Raw genomic sequence first — 19,365 nt, forward strand, 5'->3', positions numbered from 1 at the left:
ACCGTTAAACTAGGGAAGAGTGGCACGATTCTCACCCCTGCTGCAATGGAAGCACAGCTGCCCCAGCAACTCAGTTTTCCATGGAATCCGATGCCTTCTGAACCGCTGGCTGAAGGTTCCCTAGCGGCTACTCCTGTTGCAGGGAGTGACAGTAGCCAAGAGCGCATCCGTTATTTAGAGCAGGCCATTGACCAATGCGAACACTATATTAACGAGCTGAAGCAGCAACTGCGCAATCAGGCCTTTTTGGAAGACTTACTTGCTCGTACGGAAGAAACGGCTCAGATTCAACAACAGGCAATCGTTGCCCTCCAAGAACAATTGCGCTCCCAAGCCACCTGTGCCCACGAGTTGGCCGAAATGAGCCACCATCGCCAATCCTTGGAAACGATTCTTCAGCAATCGCAAACGGAAATTGAGCACCTGCATCAGGAGGTGGATCGGCTCCTCAAGGCTCAAGATGCCCTCGAGGCTAAATTGGTGAATAGCCATCGCCTCCTGCGGCAACGGGAACAGGAATATCAACTCCTTGAATCCCAACTGCGCCAAGTCCAAGAGGAAAAAGCGCTGCTGCAAACTCGCCTTGAACAAGCCCGCTCAGAATTGAGCGATCGCCAAACCCAACTGGATGATCTCAACCGTCGCCTCACCCAAGCCAACCATTTAATTGAAACCCAAGAACGGATCATCACTGCGCTGCAACAGACGCAAGGATCAGAGGTCAGCAAAAACAATGTTATTCAGGGACTGAGTAAAACCCTCCTAAAAACCCAAACCAAGCTCCAAGAACTGGAGCGGGAGTATCAGCAACAGCGCCTGCAATATATGACCACCCAGCACTACAACCAAGAGCTGGAGGCGCGCACTAGTCAACAACAGGAACGCCTACAACACCTAGAAGCCCAAATTGCCGAACTCCAAGAGCAAATTCTCCATCAGGCACAGCAGGCACGGGAGCAGGAAACCGCTGTTCAACACTGGAAGGATCGCTACACCGAGGCCGAGCGATCGCTAGCGCAGTTACAACGCGTCATTGCCCAAATGGCCACGGGTGGATCCATTTCCCTGAGTGAGGTTCCTTCTTAGGGAGGATGTTTGAACAAATCTCAATTTTGTATAATAAGCCATAGTCATTACGAGTTTGTTTATGGTCAAATTCATTGGTTGGGCAGGGAGTCTGCGGGATGGCTCCTACTCTCAAAGCGCCCTAGATGTTGCCATTGCCAAAGCAGCCGCCCAAGGGGTTACCGTTGAACGTCTGGATTTACGGCAAATGACGCTCCCCTTTTGTACCGGTGCTGAGAGCTACCCCGACTACCCCGATGTCGCCATCTTTCAAACCAAGGTCAAGGAAGCCGATGGTATTTTGCTGGTGACCCCGGAGTACCACGGCAGCGTTAGCGGTGTGCTCAAGAACTCCCTTGATCTCCTCAGCTTTGAACACCTCAGCGGCAAAGTGGTCGCCATGATGAGTGTCCTCGGTGGCCAAACCAACAGCAATGCCCTCAATGATCTGCGGGTGATCTTGCGCTGGGTACATGCGTGGGTGATTCCAGAACAGGTGGCCATTGGTCAGGCGTGGCAAGCCTTCACACCCGAGGGACAATTGAGGGATCCCAAGCTCGATGAGCGAGTGGACAAAATGATTGCCAGTTGGATTCAGACCACCCGTCAACTACGAGAAGTAAGCGCCTAATTCAATCCCTCTTGCAGCCACTGCGCCACCTGCTTGGCATGGTAGGTGAGAATGACATCAGCACCTGCCCGCTTAAAGCCAAGAAGGGTTTCCAGCACCACTTTTTTCTCATCAATCCAGCCATTGCGGGCGGCGGCTTTCACCATTGCGTATTCTCCGGAAACGTTGTAGGCGGCCACGGGAACATCGCTCACCTGCTTGAGTTGGGCAATGACATCCATGTAGGCAAGGGCAGGTTTCACCATCACCAGATCGGCGCCCTCCTCAATATCCAAGCTGACCTCCCGCACTGCTTCGCGGACATTGGCTGGATCCATTTGGTAGGTTTTTTTATCACCAAACTTCGGTGCCGAATCTAAAGCATCGCGAAAAGGGCCATAGTAGGCGGAGGCGTATTTCGCAGAGTAGGCGAGAATCCCCACGTGGGTGTAGCCTGCGGCATCTAGACCCGCCCGAATGGCACCGACACGGCCATCCATCATATCTGACGGAGCAACAAAATCAGCCCCGGCAGCCGCTTGACTCACTGCCTGTTTCACCAGCACCTCTACGGTTTCGTCATTGAGAATTTCGCCATCTTTGACAATGCCATCGTGGCCTTCGCTGCTGTAGGGATCAAGGGCGACATCGGTAAAGATCAGCAGGTCGGGTAAGACAGCCTTAATGGCACGTACCGATCGCTGGACAAGACCCTCAGGATTGTAGCTTTCAGTACCTGCATTGTCCTTGAGGTGCTCAGGCACAAGGGGAAATAGCGCGATCGCCCCAATTCCCAAGGCATAGACCTCCTTCAGCTCTAAAATCAGGCGATCCAGCGTATAGCGATAGCAGTCGGGCATTGAGGGGACTTCCTGCACCTGATCTTCCCCCTCCATGACAAAGACCGGATAGATCAAATCCCCTGTGGTTAGGGTATGCTCGCGCACCAAGCGACGAATTTGAGCCGTGCGGCGTAAACGGCGAGGCCGATGGGTTAGCTCCATAATTCAACAATCAAAAACTCAGTAATGTCCCAGTTCAAACGGCTGTGAGTCAGCACGTACAACCTTTGGATTATTTCCGCATTATCTCACCTTGAGGGATCAAGACTGTGGGCGGTGCAGGATGCTTACAAACGTTTACGAACAACTTCAGTGTTCAAGCGGGTTGCAGATAGGGCAAGGCCAGATAGAAACTGGTGACGGTCTTGGCATCTTTCACTTGACCACTATGAATCGCAGCGGCCAAGTCAGCTAGAGAAAACTCCACAATTTCAATGTGCTCGTCGGTGTCCTGAGGCGGGGGTGTCTCTAGTTTTTCCAGCTCAGTGGCCAAGTAGGCGTAGATCACTTCATCAGAATAGCCGGGGGCAATGTAAAACTCTCCCAGTTTTTGCCAATGGTGGGCGCGGTAGCCCGTTTCCTCTTCAATCTCGCGCTCAATGGTGGCAAAAGGCTTTTCGTGATCCTCAACGGTGCCCGCTGGGAACTCCAGCAGATATTCCTCAGTGGCAAAGCGGTATTGTTTGACAAGGATCAGGTTGCCCTCTGGGGTCACCGGCACAGCTAATGCCCCCCCTGGATGCCGCACAGTTCCCAAGATCGAGACAGACCCATGGGGCAAGCGATATTGATTGACCTCAAAGGTAAACTTACGACTGCGGCAAAAGCAGTGGCGTTCGAGGACTTCGGGGGGGATTTTCGTCATAGGGGTTAGACAAGGGTGCGATCGGTGAGAATTTCGTAGCCCGTTTTGGTGACCAAGACCGTGTGCTCAAATTGGGCAGAGAGGGAATTATCAACCGTAACCGCTGTCCAGCGATCGCGCAAAATCCGCACCTGTTTTGAACCCGCATTCACAATGGGTTCAATGGCCAAGGTCATCCCCGCCCGTAGCCGCACATTCTTAAGTTCATTGGTGCGGAAGTTAAATACCGAAGGTTCTTCGTGGAGATTGCGCCCCACGCCGTGGCCAGTAAAGTCCTCGACCACAACAAAGCCATTGGCTTCGACATAATCTTGAATAGCACCCGCCAAATCCATGAGGTAGTTGCCTTCTTTAACCTGCTCAATGCCGCGGTAGAGGGCTTCTTCAGCCACTTTTACCAGCTTGGCCGCTTCCTCGGAGATTTCCCCCACTGGAATCGTAATGCAAGAGTCGCCATGGAAGCCATTGTAGTAGGCACCGGTATCAATCTTAACGATGTCGCCATTGCGAATCACTTTGCGGGGGCTGGGAATGCCATGAACCACCTCGTTGTTGATGCAAGCGCAAATGGAGGCCGGAAAGCCCTGATAGCCTTTGAAGCTCGGTGTTGCCCCCATTTCGCGGATGCGTTTCTCGGCATAGGCATCGAGATCCGCCGTCGTCATGCCCGGCTCGATCATCTGGGAAATTTCCTTGAGCACCGTCGCCACAATGCGCGAGGCCTGCCGCATAATCTCAATTTCTCGCTTGGACTTAATTTCAATGCCACGGCGGGGACGGGTTTGAATGGGGGTGGTGGGGGGAGTGAGCAGACTACCAAGGATATTCATGGGCGCGATGCAACCGCAAAAATCGTTCTTTTTCAGGATAACGCTGTTGCGCTGATCAGGGGAATGTCAATTTTATCCTTGAGGGATGGGTGAACGAACATGCGCTTGATAGAGCTGCTTAAATCGCCGCTGTTGCTGGCCGTGATCCACAATTGGCAAGGGATAACCGCAGCGATGCCGCTCTAGGGGAGAAATAGTTCCCGTCACCAAATCTGCCGTATCGAGGGATTTCAACTCCGGCAGCCAACGGCGAATATACTCCGCCTCAGGATCAAATTTTTGCGCTTGACTGGCTGGGTTAAAAATCCGCAGCGGCTTTGGATCCATCCCACTAGAGGCACTCCACTGCCAACCGCCATTATTGGCTGCCAAGTCGCCATCAATCAGTTTTTGCATAAAGTACCGCTCACCCCATTGGGGATTGATGATCAAGTCCTTAGTGAGGAAACTGGCCACAATCATGCGGCAGCGGTTATGCATCCAACCCGTTTCATTGAGTTGGCGCATGGCGGCATCCACAATTGGGTAACCGGTGCGACCCTCACACCAAGCCGCAAAGTGTTCTGCGTGATTCAGCCAAGGAAAAGTGGCAAATCGTTCACGATGGGGACGCTCCGCCAAGTGGGGAAACCAATAGAGGGCGTGCTGATAAAACTCCCGCCACGCCAATTCCTGCTGCCACGTGCGAATACTCGTTTTTGCCTCTTCACTGCGGGCTGCGGCCATAGCGGCCTGACTGGCTGCCCAGACACGACGAATACCAATGACACCGAACTTGAGGGCAGGGCTTAAGAGGGAGGTTCCAGGTTGCGCTGGATAGTTGCGCTGCTCACCATAGTCTTGAATGTGCTGGCCAATAAATGTCTCCAGTTGTGCTTGGGCGGCGGCTTCACCGGGAGCAAGGATCAGTTCTCCTGACCAATGAAATCCCAAATCCTTGGCAGTGGGGAGAGAAATCGCCCCCAAGGTTCGTGCAGTTGCTTGTTCTATTGCGGTGAGGGGTTCGAGGTGGCTGGGGCTGGGGACAGGCTCTGGTTTAGCTAGGCTTGACCAGTTGCGCCAAAAGGGGGAATAGACGGTGTAGGGCTGCCCCTGTTTTGTTTGTACGGCCTCTGGGGGATGCAGGAGTTGATCCCAAGCAGTTTCCACAGCAATTCCCTTTTCCTTGAGGGCAGCAGCCACAGCGCGATCGCGATCGCGACCGTAGGGTTCCACATCCTCATGCCAATGCACCGCCACCGCCCCTAAGCCACTGGCCACTTGGGGCAGAATTTGACGCGGGTCACCATGAAAAATTAAAAAGCTCCCCCCAAGTCGCTGATAGGCTTCTTGCAAGGCCTGTAGGCAACCCACGAGGTATGTCACCCGCACCGCCGCAATGTCCGAGGCACTGAGAATCGCCGGGTCAAAGCAAAAAATGCCAACCACTTTGGGAGTTTGGGTGTAGGCAGCCGCCAACCCCACACTGTCACTCAGGCGCAGATCGCGACGATGCCAAAAGAGGCGCAGGCTCATCACCCGTCCATCCTAGGCGCACTAGAAAATAGCGCCAATACATTCATTGATTGCGGCTTTAACTTCCGGGGGTTCATTGTCGGCAGTCATTTTCTGAAATTCCTCATAGCTCATTTTTTCTTGGAGGCGGTTTATCAGGCAAGTGCAATAGCGATGCCGCGATCGCCAAAGCCGGGAGGCGCTTGCGCCGCAAATTTGGTTTGACACTCCTGCATAAAGACCGCGATCGCCTCTGGGGGATAAGTCGCCGCTGGCGTTTCTTGGGCGAAAATAGATAAACTCAGCAATCCCAGACCGCTACTGCTGAGAAGGCTCATCACGAGTTTGGAGAATTTCATTGGGGCGACTCCTAGGGGCAATACCTGATGCGGTTCTGGCAAAGAGCTTCCTGCGGTTGCTGCACTTCCAAACTTTTGTTGAGTTAGCGATCAAGTCATAGACAAGGATGCCACGTTTATCTATACTTGTCTTCTATCGTTTTGTGTGTGCAGTTATCGGCAAAGGAGGCTCTCATTTCTGAACCACTTGCCCTCACCCAAAGCCTAAGAGGTACCCGTGAGATTCGCGATAACTATCAAGTGTTTCGCCTGACGGGTCTCATTGATGCGTTCTCCGAGTCGGCCTTTCGCAAGGTCATTAGTAAGTGTTTTGACGATGGGCCTGCCAACGTCATCTTAGACCTTTCAAAAATTGAGTTTATTGACAGCTCTGGCCTCGGCATTTTGGTACAACTGGCCAAAAAAGCCCAAGAGCATCAGGGTCAACTGCAAATTGTCACCAATCCCCGCGTCACCCAAACGGTCAAACTCGTGCGTTTAGAGAACTTTTTGCCCCTTCAGCCGGATCTGGCGACGGCGATCGCCCAAATTACTGGCGAAACCCATTCCTAAACATTCTGTTCCTGTGGCAGTAAAACTAAGGGGGGTCTTTTTAGCTGAAACGTCATGCTGGACTCTGCTGGATTATTGCCCCTTGTTCCCCCCAAAATTCCCGCCCATCAACTGCCACCGGCGGCTTTGGCCTACGTTGGCGACGCCGTTTATGAACTCTTTATCCGCTGGCTTTTTCTAACCCCCCCCCAACGTATTAATACCTACCACCGCCAAGTGGTGGCGCATGTGCGTGCCGAAAGTCAAGCCCGTTATATGGACTTCCTCTGGCAGCATTGCACCGAAACCGAACGCTCGATTTTTCGTCAGGGTCGCAATGCGGCTGCCGATGGCCCAAAGCGAGTTGCCGCAAAAATTTACCGTCAAGCTACTGGCTTTGAAGCCCTACTGGGATACCTCTACCTCACCAATCCGCAACGCCTACAGGAGATTTTTCAACTACTTGAGCGGCACATTCGCAATGAAATGAACAGCAATATCGACGAAGCAGAATCCCGTAATGAAATGTAACCACTGCGTGATAGGATGCTTAGTGGCCAGTTCAAGGCATCCTCGGATGCTCCCTATTCTGCTGTGACCGTTCCCGATTCTGCTTCAGCACCCTCTGTGCCATCAACCATTGCCAATTCCCCAAAGAAGGGCGGCTCGATGGCCGAGTTTTATCAACTCTGTCGCGAATTATTCACGACAAGCCTTGTGCTGATGGCGATCGCCTTTGGAGCGGTTTGGCTGATTTACGGCCTGAACACAGCGTTGAATTACCTTTTGGGGGCAAGTGCGAGCCTAATTTATCTGCGGCTCCTCGCCCGCAGTGTGGAGCGCCTAGGAAACGACCAGAAAAAGCTGGGGAAAACGCAGCTCCTTGTCGTCGTGGTTGTGATTATTTTGGCAGCCCGTTGGCAAGAGCTACATATTATTCCAGTGTTCTTGGGGTTCTTAACCTACAAAGCCGCCATTCTGGTCTATATGTTTCGTACGGTTTTGCCGTCCCCTTAACGCTGGCTCACTGTAGTGCTTAGACAACCGAGCGCGGAGGCATGATGCCTTTGATACACCTTTGGACAGCTCTTCCCCTTGCCAAGTTGGAGGTGGGGCACCATTTCTACTGGCATATTGGCAACCTAAAAGTTCACGGTCAAGTCTTCATCACCACTTGGTTTGTGATGGCCATTCTGATTGCGGCGGCCTTTGCCGCCTCGCGGAATATCCAACGGGTGCCCAGTGGTATTCAAAACTTGATGGAATACGCGCTGGAATTCATCCGCGATTTGACCAAGAGCCAAATGGGTGAGCACGAGTACCGAGCTTGGGTTCCCTTTGTGGGGACACTGTTCCTGTTCATTTTTGTTTGTAACTGGTCAGGCGCACTGGTACCGTGGAAACTCATCGAACTGCCAGAAGGGGAGCTAGCAGCACCCACCAATGACATCAATACCACCGTGGCCTTGGCTTTGCTGGTCTCCTTGGCCTATTTCTACGCCGGGCTACGCAAGCGGGGGCTGAAGTATTTCACCAAGTACATCGAGCCAACGCCCGTCTTACTTCCCATTGCCATCTTGGAAGATTTTACAAAACCGCTTTCCCTGAGCTTCCGTCTTTTTGGCAACATCTTGGCGGATGAATTGGTGGTGGGGGTCTTGGTGTTGCTGGTGCCCTTGTTTGTGCCCTTGCCCGTGATGGCCTTGGGACTCTTTACCAGTGCCATTCAAGCCCTTGTGTTTGCCACCCTTGCAGCCACCTATATTGGGGAGGCCATGGAGGGACATGGCGGCGAGCACGAAGAGGCGCACTCCTAAAAGGGGTACATACCCTGCTATTGTTATCTCTGGAAATTTTGTTTCGTCCTACTACGTCTCGAGGAAATCAACTATGGATCCGTTAGTCGCTTCTGCTTCTGTTTTGGCTGCTGCTCTGGCAATTGGTTTGGCATCGCTTGGGCCTGGGATTGGTCAAGGGAATGCCTCTGGTCAAGCCGTGGAAGGGATTGCGCGGCAACCGGAAGCGGAAGGTAAAATTCGGGGTACACTGCTGCTGACCTTGGCATTCATGGAGTCGCTGACCATCTACGGTCTGGTGATTGCGCTGGTGCTCCTGTTTGCCAACCCCTTTGCATCCTAATTAACCCCAGTGGGGGAGGCTTGGATGAGCTTTCCCCCGATCCCCCATTCTGGAGAGGCTGATGTTTGATTTTGATGCCACCCTACCCCTGATGGCTGTGCAATTCTTAATCTTGACCGTCATTTTGAATGCGCTGCTATACAAGCCCTTGGGTCAGGCGCTGGACAATCGGGATGAATATATCCGAACCAACTTGCAGCAGGCCAAGGAGCGGTTGCAACAGGCCACTGAACTGGCTCAGCAGTATGAGCAGGAATTGGCCAGTACCCGTCGCCAAGCCCAAGCCTTGATTGAAGAGGCCAGAGCCGAGGCACAAAAAATTGCCACCGCCGAAATTGCCGAAGCACAGCAGGCCGTGCAGGCAGAGTTACTCAAGATTCAAGCAGAGATTGATCAGCAAAAGCAGGCGACACTGCAAGCGCTTGAGGGTCAAGTTGCCAGCTTGAGTGAACAGTTATTAGCGAAGTTACTGGCCTAGGAGTGTGGGTCATGGACGCAGTATTTTTATTGGCAACGGAAGAAGCGGGGCATTTTGGCATTAACACCAATTTGCTCGAAACCAATGTGATCAACCTTGCCATCATTATTGGGGTATTGGTGTATTTTGGGCGGGGCGTACTTGGCAAAACCTTGGGCGATCGCCAGCAACAAATTGCCACAGCCATTGCGGAAGCCGAAGAACGCCAGAAAGTGGCCGCTGCCCGCCTTACCGAAGAGCAGCAAAAACTGGCTCAGGCCAAGCAGGAGGCACAACGCATTCGCGAAGACGCCCTTGCCCGTGCCAAGGCTGCAAAGGAAGAACTCATTGCCCAAGCCAAGCGGGAAATTGAGCGCTTGAAGGAAACCGCTTCCCAAGATACGAGTGCCGCCACTGAGCGGGCGATCGCCGAAATTCGTGAGCGGATTGCCGCTAGGGCACTTGCCGAGGCCGAAAACCAACTCAAAGCGCGTTTGAGCCAAAATCCAGACCTTCAGCGTACCCTTGTTGATCGCAGTATTGCCCTACTAGGAGGCAAATGATGCAGACCACTGTCCGTGGTGAACTGGTTGAACCCTATGCCGAGGCGCTGCTGTCGTTAGCGCAAACCCACAACCTCATTGATCAGTTTCAGCAGGACACGCAGTTAATTCTGGAACTCCTTGCCAGCTCCAGTGAACTGCAACAGTTTCTCGCCAATCCCCTGATCAAGCCTGAGGCCAAAAAGAACGTGCTGCGGCAGTTGACCGTGGAGAAGGTGCATGGCTACTTCCTCAACTTCTTAATGTTGCTCGTGGATCGGCGGCGAATTAACTTTCTTGGCCCTATTTGTGAGCAGTATCGTGCCCTTGTGCGCAAACTCCGCAATGTGGTCTTGGCGGAAGTCACCAGTGCCGTCGAACTCAACGACGATCAACGCCGTGCCGTGGTTGAAAAGGTCAAAGCCATGACCGGTGCTGCCGATGTAGAGCTGGTTACTGCCTGCGATCCCGAACTAATTGGTGGTGTGGTGATTAAAGTTGGCTCCCAAATCTTTGATGCCAGCCTGCGGGGTCAACTCCGCCGCCTCAGTCTCACCTTGGCGCAAGCCGCCTAACGTCCCTTTGTAAACTGTTCAACCCTTGAGAGCGACTTCTATGGTAAGTATCCGACCCGACGAAATCAGTAGCATTATTCGCCAGCAAATCGAGCAGTACGAACAGTCGATCAAAGTCGATAATGTCGGTACTGTCTTGCAGGTGGGCGATGGCATTGCCCGTGTCTATGGCCTCGACAAAGTGATGGCCTCAGAATTGGTGGAATTTGAAGACGGCACCGTGGGAATTGCCCTTAACCTCGAAGAGGATAACGTGGGGGTGGTGCTGATGGGCGATGGCCTCGGTATTGAAGAAGGCAGTACGGTGCGGGCCACTGGCAAAATTGCTTCCGTGCCTGTGGGTGAAGCGGTCATTGGTCGGGTGGTGGATGCCCTAGTGCGCCCCATTGACGGCAAAGGCGAGATCCACACAACGGCAACCCGCCTGATTGAATCCCCTGCCCCCGGTATTGTCCAGCGCAAATCGGTGTGTGAGCCGTTGCAAACGGGGATTACGGCTATTGACGCCATGATTCCCATTGGTCGTGGTCAGCGAGAACTGATCATTGGCGATCGCCAGACCGGAAAAACGGCCGTTGCCATTGACACAATTCTGAACCAAAAAGGCCAAGATGTGATTTGCGTCTATGTGGCCATTGGTCAAAAAGCGTCCAGTGTCGCTCAAGTGGTGAACGTGCTGCGGGAGCGGGGTGCACTCGATTACACGATTGTGATTGCCGCTAACGCCAGTGATCCAGCCGCTTTGCAGTATCTCGCCCCCTACACCGGTGCCACGATTGCTGAGTACTTCATGTACCAAGGCAAGCACACCCTCGTCATTTATGACGACCTCTCCAAACAAGCGCAAGCCTATCGGCAAATGTCGCTGCTGCTGCGCCGTCCTCCCGGTCGTGAAGCCTACCCTGGGGATGTGTTTTATCTCCACTCCCGCCTGCTGGAGCGTGCCGCCAAACTCAACGATGCCCTCGGCGGTGGCAGCATGACGGCGCTTCCTGTGGTTGAAACCCAAGCCGGTGACGTGTCTGCCTACATTCCCACCAACGTCATTTCCATTACCGACGGTCAAATCTTCCTCTCCTCTGACCTCTTCAACGCTGGCTTGCGTCCTGCCATCAACGCGGGGATTTCCGTGTCACGGGTGGGTTCTGCTGCTCAAATCAAAGCCATGAAGCAGGTGGCTGGCAAACTGAAGCTGGAATTGGCGCAATTTGATGAACTGCAAGCCTTTGCCCAGTTTGCCTCTGACTTGGATAAAGCCACCCAAAACCAACTGGCACGAGGCCAACGCCTGCGGGAAATTCTCAAGCAGCCCCAGTACTCACCCATTCCGGTGGAATACCAAGTGGCAACCATTTACGCCGGTACCAATGGCTACCTTGACGACATCCCCGTTGAGGCAGTGGCCAAGTTTGTTGCCGGTCTGCGGGACTACCTGCACACAAGCAAGCCCGAATACGGCGAAATCATCCGCACCACCCAAAAACTGGATGAAAAAGCTGAAGCCTTGCTGAAAGAGGCGATCGCCGAATACAAAGCTGGCTTTACTGCCTAGGCGCGATCGCGTTATATCATGCTCTGAACCTGCCCTCTACCCAGGGTAGGTTTTTTTATGCCTAGGCTACTCTCAAGTGTCAAAAATCATTGCAGTTTCCTGAAGCCATCCCCCTGAGCCTGCCGTCCTCTCCTACACTGGGATCCTAGGGCGAGGTTTGACAAAGGAGAAAACAGTGCGTGTCGTCCTCATGGCCGGGGGAAGTGGTACTCGGTTGCGTCCCCTCACCTGTGATCTACCTAAGCCAATGGTGCCGGTGGTCAATCGTCCCATTGCTGAGCATATTCTCAATCTCCTACGCCGCCATAGCCTTGATGATGTGGTCATGACATTGCACTATCTCCCCGATGTCGTGCGCGACTATTTTGGCGATGGGAATGAGTTTGGGGTGCACCTAAGCTATGTCGTTGAGGAAGAGCAGCCCCTTGGCACAGCAGGTTCAGTCAAAAACATTGCCAATTTGCTAACGGATCCTTTTTTGGTGGTCAGTGGCGATAGCATTACCGATATCGATTTAACCGATGCCCTCCGTTTTCACCAGCAGCACGGTGCTCCCGTAACCCTGATCCTTGCCCGTGTACCTCAACCGAAGGAGTTTGGTATTGTCTTTACTGATAGCGATGGTCGCGTGCGGCGGTTTCTCGAGAAGCCCTCAGCGGGGGAAGTCTTTACGGATACGGTGAATACAGGCATCTACATCCTCAGCCCTGCTGTCATGGACTATCTCAATAGCGGCATCGAGCGGGATTTTTCGCGGGATTTATTCCCGTTGCTATTGCAGGCGGATGTGCCGATGTATGGTTATATCACCGATGCCTACTGGTGCGATGTCGGTAGTCTGCAAACCTATCAACAGGTGCAACAGGATGCCCTCTATGGCCGCGTGCACTTGGAAATTCAGGGGCACGAAGTTCAGCCGCAAATTTGGGTAGGGCACAACACCACATTGCCGCAAACAGTTCAGCTACAGGCGCCGCTAGTCTTGGGCAATAACTGCCGCTTTGGTGCGGGGGTCACCCTTGGGGCAGGGACGATCTTGGGAGATAACGTGATTGTTGGTAATGGCAGTCGGTTGCGCTCAGTGGTGGCTTGGAGTGGCTGTTTTATTGGGGATGACAGTGAATTAGAGCACTGCATTTTGGCTCGCCATGTCCATGTCGATCGCCATGTGAGGGTGCACGAAGGGGTAATTATTGGCAGTCGCTGTGTGGTCGGGGAGGAAGCTAGCCTCAGTCAGGGGGTGCGGCTTTGGCCGGGCAAACGCATTGAAGCGGGTGCAATTGTCAATGAAAGCCTGATCTGGGGCACAACGGGGCAACGCTATCTCTTTGGCCAGCGGGGGGTAGCCGGTGTGGCCAATGTGGACATTACACCGGAGTTTGCTGTGCGGCTGGCGGCCGCCTATGCTTCAATCCTTGAGCCCGGAACTAGTGTGCTGGTGTCGCGAGATCAGCGCAATGTGTCGCGGATGGTGTCCCATGCTCTGATGTCGGGTTTGATGTCGGTGGGGATTCATGTCCTCAATTTGGAGGCGATCGCCCTACCGATTGCCCGCTTTGCTGCCCAAACCCTTTCAGTCAGCGGCGGAATTCATGTGCGTGCCCATCCCGATCGCGCCGATCAACTGTTGATTGAGTTTTTTGACCATAAGGGCATCAACCTGAGCAAAGCCAAAGAGCGGCAAATTGAAACCGCCTACTTCCGCGAAGATATTCGCCGCGCCCTACTTACGGATGTCGGTGTCATGACCCATCCCAACAACTGCGTGGCCGCCTATGCCCAGGGCTTTGAAAAGTGGCTAAATACCCAACTGTTTTATGGTAGCGCCGCCAAAATTGTCATTGACTATGCCTATGCCGTTTCTGGGGTTGTCTTGCCACAAATCCTCAGTAAGTTTGGCTGTGATGCCGTTGTTCTCAATGCCACCCTGCACCCAACCCCCCTCAATATTCTCGAGCGACAGCGACTCCTGCGGGAACTGGGACAGGTGGTGACAGCGCTATCTGCCAGTTTGGGGGTGCAAGTCTCCGCCAATGGTGAACGGTTGACCTTAGTGGACAATGCCGGTCAGGTGTTCAGTGATCAAGAACTCACAGCGTTGATGACCTACTTGATCCTCTTGACCCATCCGGGGGGCACTGTCGTGGTGCCGGTCACAACTTCTAGTGCGGTGGAGGCGATCGCCCATCAACAGGGCGGACAAGTGATTCGCAGTCGCACCAACCCCACTGATCTCATGGAAGCCTGCCAACACCACAGCGGTGTGGTTCTCGGCGGTTCTGCGGAAACGGGATTTATTTTCCCACAACTGCATCCGGGATTTGATGCCATGTTTACGATCGCCACCCTGATCGAACTGCTGGCACTGATTGGCAAACCCCTCACCGTCATGCGCCAAGAACTGCCCCGCGTCCACTACTATCATCGCCCGATTCGCTGTCCTTGGATTGCCAAAGGGTCATTGATGCGCCACTTGGTGGAAACCCATCCCCGCAATCACTTGAGTCTCATTGATGGCGTCAAAATTGGTGAACCCAATACTGACCACTGGGTACTGATTCTGCCCGATGCCAGTGAGCCATTGGTACACCTCTACGTCAATAGTCCCGATGCCACTTGGAGTGAGCAGATGCTGCAACGCTATAGCCGCCGCATTGAAGAGTTTGCCCGCTTGGAACCCCTCTCAGATGCCACAATAAAAATGTGAGCAAAATCCCGTAGAATCAGGGAAAATTTTTCGTACGTTAGGCGCAATGGTGGTGTTGAAAACCGAGAAAACCCAAGGGGACTTGAGCGATAAATTGCGGGGCATTGCCCGTTGGTGGTCGGAATTCAAAATTCAAACCCGCCTCATGGCCACAGCAACCCTCGTGGTCTCGATCATCATGAGTGGTTTCACCTTTTGGGCGGTGAATACCATTCAAACCAATGCCCACCTCAATGACACCCGCTATGGCCGCGATTTGGGGTTGCTCTTAGCTGCCGATGTGGCGCCCCTCGTGGCCAAGGGGGATACCGCCGCTGTTGCCGAATTTTCCCGTAAGTTCTATGAGCGCAGTGCCAGTATTCGCTACATCCTTTATGCCGATCCCGATGGCGAAATTTACTATGGCCTCCCCTACTCTGCCCCCCAAGTGGAAAGTGCGCTGACCCTGCGCCGCCGTATTCAACTGCCGGACACCTACCGTGCCAGCCAAGAACCCCTTGTGCGCCAACACCAAACCCCCGACGGCCTTGTGGCCGATGTCTTTGTGCCATTGATATTTAATGATGAAAATCTAGGAGTTGTGGCTTTGGGCATTAATCCCAACCAAACGCTTATTGCCTCTGCCAATCTCACGCGGGATCTCACGATCGCCGTCTTTGTCTCCCTCTGGATCATGGTGATCTTGGGCGGGGTGTTCAATGCCCTGACCATTACCCAACCCATCAAAGAGTTGGTACAGGGGGTGAAAAACATTGCCGCAGGAAATTTTAAGCAACGCATTAACCTGCCCTTTGGTGGTGAACTGGGGGAGTTGATTGCTAGCTTTAATGACATGGCAGAGCGGCTTGCTTCCTACGAAGCGCAAAACATTGAAGAACTGCAAGCGGAAAAAGCCAAGCTGGATACCTTGGTTTCCACCATTGCCGATGGGGCAATCCTGTTGGACACTGACATGCGGATTATTTTGGTCAACCCCACGGCTCAACGTCTCTTTAATTGGGAGGGAATGAATGTCATTGGTCAAAATGCCCTGAACTGTTTTCCGGCGCCGGTGTGTGAAAAACTCACCTGTCCTCTCTACAAAGCCTCCAAGGGCGAATCGGAAGGGGGAGAATTTCGCGTCACGCTCCAAGAACCCAGCTCGCGATCGGTACGCATTTTGCTGACAACGGTTATGGATGTGCAACGGGAAAAACCCAAGGGCATTGCGATTACGATTCAGGACATCACCCGCGAGGTGGAACTCAACGAAGCCAAAGCGCAATTGATTAGCAATGTTTCCCACGAATTGCGCACACCTCTATTCAATATCAAATCGATCATCGAAACCATTCAAGAGTACGGCAGCAGTCTTAGTGAAAAAGAGCAGCAGGAGTTTCTGGAAACCGCGAATCACGAGACCGATCGCCTGACCCGCCTTGTGAATGATTTCCTCGATATTTCTCGCCTCGAATCGGGTCGCCCCTATCAATTTGGCTCGGTACAGATGGCGCAGGTGATTGATCAGATCATGCGCACCTACCAACTCAATGCTGCCAATAAGTCCATTACCCTCACTGCCGAAGTGGAAAACCCCTTGCCACCGGTTTGGGGCAACTACGATCTACTCATTGGTGCCCTCACTAACTTGGTGGGGAATGCTTTGAAGTTTACCCCCGAAAATGGACGGGTAACCATTCGTGCCTATGTCTGGCATCCCCCCAGCGATCCAGAGCAGGAACGGGTGCGCATTGAAGTCGCCGACACGGGTATGGGCATTGCCCCAGAGGATCAACCCCGCGTCTTTGAACGGTTTTTCCGCGTTGAGAATCGCGTGCATACCCTAGAGGGGACAGGGCTGGGGTTGGCCATTGTCCAAGATATTATCCACAAGCACAATACACAAATTCATTTAATTAGTGAATTGGGGGTCGGCAGTACCTTTTGGTTTGATTTGGCCATTGATGAATCCGCCCTCGTTAATAACCCTGATGGCACTGCTGAAACGGCACTTCCCCCCGCTTGAAACAGGTTCGGAGTCAGTGTTGATGGGGGCGATCGTTGCCAACAACCACAAATGATCCGCTAAAATCTGAAGGCAAGAATCAATAACTCCTCACGCCGATGGTTCCTTGGGCTTGACCCTCAGGAAAAGAGACAAATTTTTGTATTGATTTTGCTGCCCTATCTAAAACCAAATAACTAAGCATTGGGGTTGAGGACGTGAAAACAAACTTATTTGCACCCGTTGCCCTTCTCTCTGTTCTCGGCAGTACGGGAGCGGTGTTACCTGCTTTAGCGATTCCAGTTATCACCCCCACCCAACAGGATATTCAGCCCCCCCTACCGGAACCACCCCCTCTACCCTCCCCTTCGCCACCCGCTCTTGAACCGCCCCCTTCACCCCCTAGCCCAACCCCCGAGTCAGAAAATGTTTTAATACCTGTACAAAAAATTGTTGTTGAAGGCAGTACTATCTTTGGGCCTGCGGAATTTGATCCGATTATTAAGCCCTTGGAAGGGCGTCAGGTGACGCTTGCGGAGCTACAAGGCGCTGCCGATGCGATTACAAAACTCTATCTTGAGGGGGGCTATTTGACCTCTCGCGCCGTTTTAGGCGAGCAGGTGGCACGGGATGGGGTAATCACGATTCAAGTGCTTGAAGGCCGCCTAGAGGACATTCGTATTGAAGGGAATAAAGGAATTATCCAACGCTATATTCGCAGTCGTATTGCCCTCGGTGCCGGCGTGCCCCTCAACTCCAATCGTCTGGAAGAGCAGTTGCGCCTGCTGCGAACGGATCCTCTCTTTGCCAATCTTTCTGCCAGTCTGCGACCCGGCACGACGCCCCAGGACAGTATTTTGGTGGTACGGGTGGTACCTGCCCGCTGGTTTAATGCTGCTTTTGGTTTGGATAACAATACGCCGCCAGCGATCGCCCCGGATCGGGCCACGGCCTTTTTGGGATACAACAACCTCAGTGGTCGCGGCGATAGCGTCTACGGTTCCTACGCCATCGGTAATAACCTAGGCACGTTTGACTGGGGAGCGTCCAACACTGTGGAGTTTGGCTACAGTCTGCCCCTCAATGCCATGAATGGCACACTCACCATTCGCACCGTACAAGCAGACAGCGAAATTACCCGCCCCCCCGCCCTTGCTGGCTTGAATATTCGCAGTGAGTCTTCTATTTACGAAGCCAGTTTTCGCCAACCGGTGATTCGCAATATCCGTGAGGAACTAGCCTTTGGCATTGGCTTCCTGATGCAGTCGGCACAGACTTTTGTTTTGGGAGTGCCAACCCCCATTTCCATTGGTTCTGATTCATCGGGCTATAGTGCCACCCGAGTGCTGGAAGTGAGCCAAGAATATATCCGCCGTGATCCCCAAGGGGCATGGGTCTTTCGTTCGCAGTTCAACTTTGGCCTGCCGATCTTTGGCGCCACCGAAAACCCCAGTCCAACCCCTGATGGTACTTTCTTTAGCTGGCTGGGACAGGGACAGCGGCTGCAACGCCTCTGGGCAGATAACTTCTTGATTTTGCGTACGGATGTGCAACTGAGTCCCAATAGCCTGCTCCCCTTTCACCAATTTGTCATTGGTGGCCCCCTGTCGGTGCGGGGTTACTCAACCAATGCCCTCTCTGGGGATAATGGCCTGCGGTTCTCTGGGGAAGCCCGTTTTCCCGTACTGCGCACTGCCAATCGTCGCCCAATTATTTCCATTGGGCCCCTGTTTGATCTGGGGGTGGTCTGGAACAATAGCCGTAATCCTGCGGGTGCAGTGCCTAACAATGTGATTGCCAGTTTAGGCATGGGACTCTTGGTGCAACCAACGCCCAACTTAGACATTCAGTTCCAGTACGCGGCACCATTGATTGATCTGCCCGGTCAAACCCGCAGTTTGCAGTCCGATGGCATTTACTTTACGTTGACGGTGCGTCCCTAGGGCGTATCGAGGGCTGTGCGGAGTGACTGACAAAACTCGGCGACAGCGGCAACTCCCTGCTCTGGTTCTGCCAGCCGTTTGACAAAGGCACTACCAACAATGGCAGCATCGGCGCCCCAATCGCGCACTTGACGGGCATGCTCTGGACTGGCAATGCCAAACCCGACACCAATGGGCTTGGGGGTAATTTGCCGCAGTGTGCCCAATAGTTCCTGAACGCGAGTGGCCATTTTTTGGCGCATCCCTGTGACGCCCGTGGTGCTGACAAGGTAGATAAAACCTTGGGAGGCGGTGGCGATCGCCTGCATCCGTTCGGGCGATGTGGTGGGCGCAATCAGTAGTGTCAATTCCAAGCCTAGATGCGCTGTTTCTGCAAGAACGGGTTCTGCTTCCTCAAGGGGCAAATCCGGAATCACTAAGCCCTTGATCCCGGCTTGGGCAACGGCTTTCAGAAATGAAGAGACCCCTCGATGGTAGATGGGATTGTAGTAGGTAAATAAAATGAGTGGTGCCCTCAGTTGGCAGTGTAAGTCCGTTGTCATTTCTAAGACTGCTTCGAGGCGAGTTCCCCGTTGCAGGGCGCGGGTAGCGGCTGCCTGAATCACAGGACCATCGGCCAAGGGATCGGAATAGGGCATTCCCAGTTCAATCAGATCTGCACCATGGGCATCTAAGGCCTTGAGGGCAGCAACCGTCGTTTCTAAATCAGGGTCACCGGCGGTCAAAAAGGGAATCAGGGCACAGCGTTGGCGGGCACGACATTGCTCAAAGCGTTCAGAAATTGTAGGCACAGTCACAGGCAGTCGCTCTAAAAGATGCATAATAATTGTGCCAGATTAGATACTGTTCCTATAGTGGCCGATGCCAGTG

At 53.3% G+C, this 19,365-nt stretch carries 20 protein-coding genes; 14 read left to right on the plus strand and 6 right to left on the minus strand.

Features of this window, described 5'->3' with window-relative positions:
- The first annotated feature begins 45 nt into the window (after positions 1-45).
- Positions 46-1,086: a hypothetical protein gene (locus tag RHH27_RS07795; RefSeq protein WP_302677975.1), complete on the plus strand. Its 1,041-nt coding sequence runs from the start codon at positions 46-48 to the stop codon at positions 1,084-1,086.
- 61 nt (positions 1,087-1,147) lie between these two features.
- The gene (locus tag RHH27_RS07800; RefSeq protein WP_302677976.1) at positions 1,148-1,696 is read left to right on the plus strand and encodes an NADPH-dependent FMN reductase; all 549 of its coding nucleotides are present in this window, start codon (positions 1,148-1,150) and stop codon (positions 1,694-1,696) included.
- Here RHH27_RS07800 and hemB read toward each other — a convergent pair.
- The 5 genes from hemB to RHH27_RS07825 all read right to left on the minus strand — a co-directional run bounded on the left by hemB (position 1,693) and on the right by RHH27_RS07825 (position 6,065).
- On the minus strand, positions 1,693-2,679 hold the full coding sequence (gene hemB, locus RHH27_RS07805; protein WP_149818282.1) for a porphobilinogen synthase: 987 nt from the start codon (positions 2,677-2,679) through the stop codon (positions 1,693-1,695). The two genes, RHH27_RS07800 and hemB, sit on opposite strands and share 4 nt — an antisense overlap.
- Positions 2,680-2,833: 154 nt before the next feature.
- On the minus strand, positions 2,834-3,382 hold the full coding sequence (locus RHH27_RS07810) for an NUDIX hydrolase (protein ID WP_149818284.1): 549 nt from the start codon (positions 3,380-3,382) through the stop codon (positions 2,834-2,836).
- A 5-nt stretch (positions 3,383-3,387) separates the two neighbouring features.
- Positions 3,388-4,212: a type I methionyl aminopeptidase gene (map, locus tag RHH27_RS07815; protein ID WP_206199667.1), complete on the minus strand. Its 825-nt coding sequence runs from the start codon at positions 4,210-4,212 to the stop codon at positions 3,388-3,390.
- Positions 4,213-4,284: 72 nt separating this feature from the next.
- Positions 4,285-5,730: a deoxyribodipyrimidine photo-lyase, 8-HDF type gene (locus tag RHH27_RS07820; RefSeq protein WP_315862885.1), complete on the minus strand. Its 1,446-nt coding sequence runs from the start codon at positions 5,728-5,730 to the stop codon at positions 4,285-4,287.
- A 131-nt stretch (positions 5,731-5,861) separates the two neighbouring features.
- Positions 5,862-6,065 carry a hypothetical protein gene (locus RHH27_RS07825; RefSeq protein ID WP_302677977.1) on the minus strand — a complete coding sequence of 68 codons (204 nt, stop codon included), beginning with the start codon at positions 6,063-6,065 and terminating at the stop codon, positions 5,862-5,864.
- A gap of 141 nt (positions 6,066-6,206) precedes the next feature.
- On the opposite strand from RHH27_RS07825, the gene RHH27_RS07830 reads away from it, so the two are divergent.
- The 12 genes from RHH27_RS07830 to RHH27_RS07885 all read left to right on the plus strand — a co-directional run bounded on the left by RHH27_RS07830 (position 6,207) and on the right by RHH27_RS07885 (position 18,495).
- Entirely contained in the window at positions 6,207-6,617 is a 411-nt protein-coding gene (locus tag RHH27_RS07830; protein ID WP_225901526.1) for an STAS domain-containing protein, read from the plus strand.
- Between the two features lie 54 nt (positions 6,618-6,671).
- Positions 6,672-7,127 carry a Mini-ribonuclease 3 gene (locus RHH27_RS07835; protein ID WP_206199670.1) on the plus strand — a complete coding sequence of 152 codons (456 nt, stop codon included), beginning with the start codon at positions 6,672-6,674 and terminating at the stop codon, positions 7,125-7,127.
- A 63-nt stretch (positions 7,128-7,190) separates the two neighbouring features.
- Complete coding sequence (locus tag RHH27_RS07840) at positions 7,191-7,613, plus strand: ATP synthase subunit I (protein WP_302676242.1); 423 nt, start codon at positions 7,191-7,193, stop codon at positions 7,611-7,613.
- Between the two features lie 41 nt (positions 7,614-7,654).
- Positions 7,655-8,413 (plus strand): F0F1 ATP synthase subunit A, encoded by a 759-nt coding sequence (atpB, locus tag RHH27_RS07845; protein WP_149818298.1) that lies wholly within the window; start codon positions 7,655-7,657, stop codon positions 8,411-8,413.
- Between the two features lie 73 nt (positions 8,414-8,486).
- Complete coding sequence (gene atpE, locus RHH27_RS07850) at positions 8,487-8,735, plus strand: ATP synthase F0 subunit C (RefSeq protein WP_009767951.1); 249 nt, start codon at positions 8,487-8,489, stop codon at positions 8,733-8,735.
- Positions 8,736-8,796: 61 nt separating this feature from the next.
- Entirely contained in the window at positions 8,797-9,213 is a 417-nt protein-coding gene (locus tag RHH27_RS07855; RefSeq protein ID WP_206199672.1) for a F0F1 ATP synthase subunit B', read from the plus strand.
- Between the two features lie 11 nt (positions 9,214-9,224).
- On the plus strand, positions 9,225-9,755 hold the full coding sequence (locus tag RHH27_RS07860; protein WP_302676241.1) for a F0F1 ATP synthase subunit B: 531 nt from the start codon (positions 9,225-9,227) through the stop codon (positions 9,753-9,755).
- Complete coding sequence (gene atpH, locus RHH27_RS07865) at positions 9,752-10,309, plus strand: ATP synthase F1 subunit delta (RefSeq protein WP_302676240.1); 558 nt, start codon at positions 9,752-9,754, stop codon at positions 10,307-10,309. Before RHH27_RS07860 ends, atpH begins: the two co-directional genes overlap by 4 nt.
- A 40-nt stretch (positions 10,310-10,349) precedes the next feature.
- Entirely contained in the window at positions 10,350-11,861 is a 1,512-nt protein-coding gene (gene atpA, locus RHH27_RS07870; RefSeq protein ID WP_302676239.1) for a F0F1 ATP synthase subunit alpha, read from the plus strand.
- A 175-nt stretch (positions 11,862-12,036) separates the two neighbouring features.
- Positions 12,037-14,568: a mannose-1-phosphate guanyltransferase gene (locus tag RHH27_RS07875; protein ID WP_286626649.1), complete on the plus strand. Its 2,532-nt coding sequence runs from the start codon at positions 12,037-12,039 to the stop codon at positions 14,566-14,568.
- 46 nt (positions 14,569-14,614) lie between these two features.
- Positions 14,615-16,573 (plus strand): two-component system sensor histidine kinase NblS, encoded by a 1,959-nt coding sequence (gene nblS / locus RHH27_RS07880; protein ID WP_206199677.1) that lies wholly within the window; start codon positions 14,615-14,617, stop codon positions 16,571-16,573.
- Between the two features lie 197 nt (positions 16,574-16,770).
- Complete coding sequence (locus RHH27_RS07885) at positions 16,771-18,495, plus strand: ShlB/FhaC/HecB family hemolysin secretion/activation protein (RefSeq protein WP_302677979.1); 1,725 nt, start codon at positions 16,771-16,773, stop codon at positions 18,493-18,495.
- On the opposite strand, the gene trpA is transcribed toward RHH27_RS07885, so the two are convergent.
- Complete coding sequence (gene trpA / locus RHH27_RS07890) at positions 18,492-19,286, minus strand: tryptophan synthase subunit alpha (protein ID WP_310438280.1); 795 nt, start codon at positions 19,284-19,286, stop codon at positions 18,492-18,494. The two genes, RHH27_RS07885 and trpA, sit on opposite strands and share 4 nt — an antisense overlap.
- Positions 19,287-19,365: the final 79 nt, after the last annotated feature.

The sequence above is a fragment of the Thermosynechococcus sp. PP555 genome (assembly GCF_031583225.1).
Classification (GTDB): Bacteria; Cyanobacteriota; Cyanobacteriia; order Thermosynechococcales; family Thermosynechococcaceae; genus Thermosynechococcus.

Bases quoted from the DNA above. Each gene is read 5' to 3' on its own strand.
- RHH27_RS07800 (WP_302677976.1), top strand. From the start codon at position 1,148: ATGGTCAAATTCATTGGTTGGGCAGGGAGTCTGCGGGATGGCTCCTAC.
- RHH27_RS07860 (WP_302676241.1), top strand. From the start codon at position 9,225: ATGGACGCAGTATTTTTATTGGCAACGGAAGAAGCGGGGCATTTTGGC.
- atpB (WP_149818298.1), top strand. From the start codon at position 7,655: ATGATGCCTTTGATACACCTTTGGACAGCTCTTCCCCTTGCCAAGTTG.
- RHH27_RS07835 (WP_206199670.1), top strand. From the start codon at position 6,672: ATGCTGGACTCTGCTGGATTATTGCCCCTTGTTCCCCCCAAAATTCCC.
- RHH27_RS07795 (WP_302677975.1), top strand. From the start codon at position 46: ATGGAAGCACAGCTGCCCCAGCAACTCAGTTTTCCATGGAATCCGATG.
- atpH (WP_302676240.1), top strand. From the start codon at position 9,752: ATGATGCAGACCACTGTCCGTGGTGAACTGGTTGAACCCTATGCCGAG.
- nblS (WP_206199677.1), top strand. From the start codon at position 14,615: ATGGTGGTGTTGAAAACCGAGAAAACCCAAGGGGACTTGAGCGATAAA.
- RHH27_RS07825 (WP_302677977.1), bottom strand. From the start codon at position 6,065: ATGAAATTCTCCAAACTCGTGATGAGCCTTCTCAGCAGTAGCGGTCTG.
- map (WP_206199667.1), bottom strand. From the start codon at position 4,212: ATGAATATCCTTGGTAGTCTGCTCACTCCCCCCACCACCCCCATTCAA.
- RHH27_RS07810 (WP_149818284.1), bottom strand. From the start codon at position 3,382: ATGACGAAAATCCCCCCCGAAGTCCTCGAACGCCACTGCTTTTGCCGC.
- hemB (WP_149818282.1), bottom strand. From the start codon at position 2,679: ATGGAGCTAACCCATCGGCCTCGCCGTTTACGCCGCACGGCTCAAATT.
- RHH27_RS07855 (WP_206199672.1), top strand. From the start codon at position 8,797: ATGTTTGATTTTGATGCCACCCTACCCCTGATGGCTGTGCAATTCTTA.
- atpA (WP_302676239.1), top strand. From the start codon at position 10,350: ATGGTAAGTATCCGACCCGACGAAATCAGTAGCATTATTCGCCAGCAA.
- atpE (WP_009767951.1), top strand. From the start codon at position 8,487: ATGGATCCGTTAGTCGCTTCTGCTTCTGTTTTGGCTGCTGCTCTGGCA.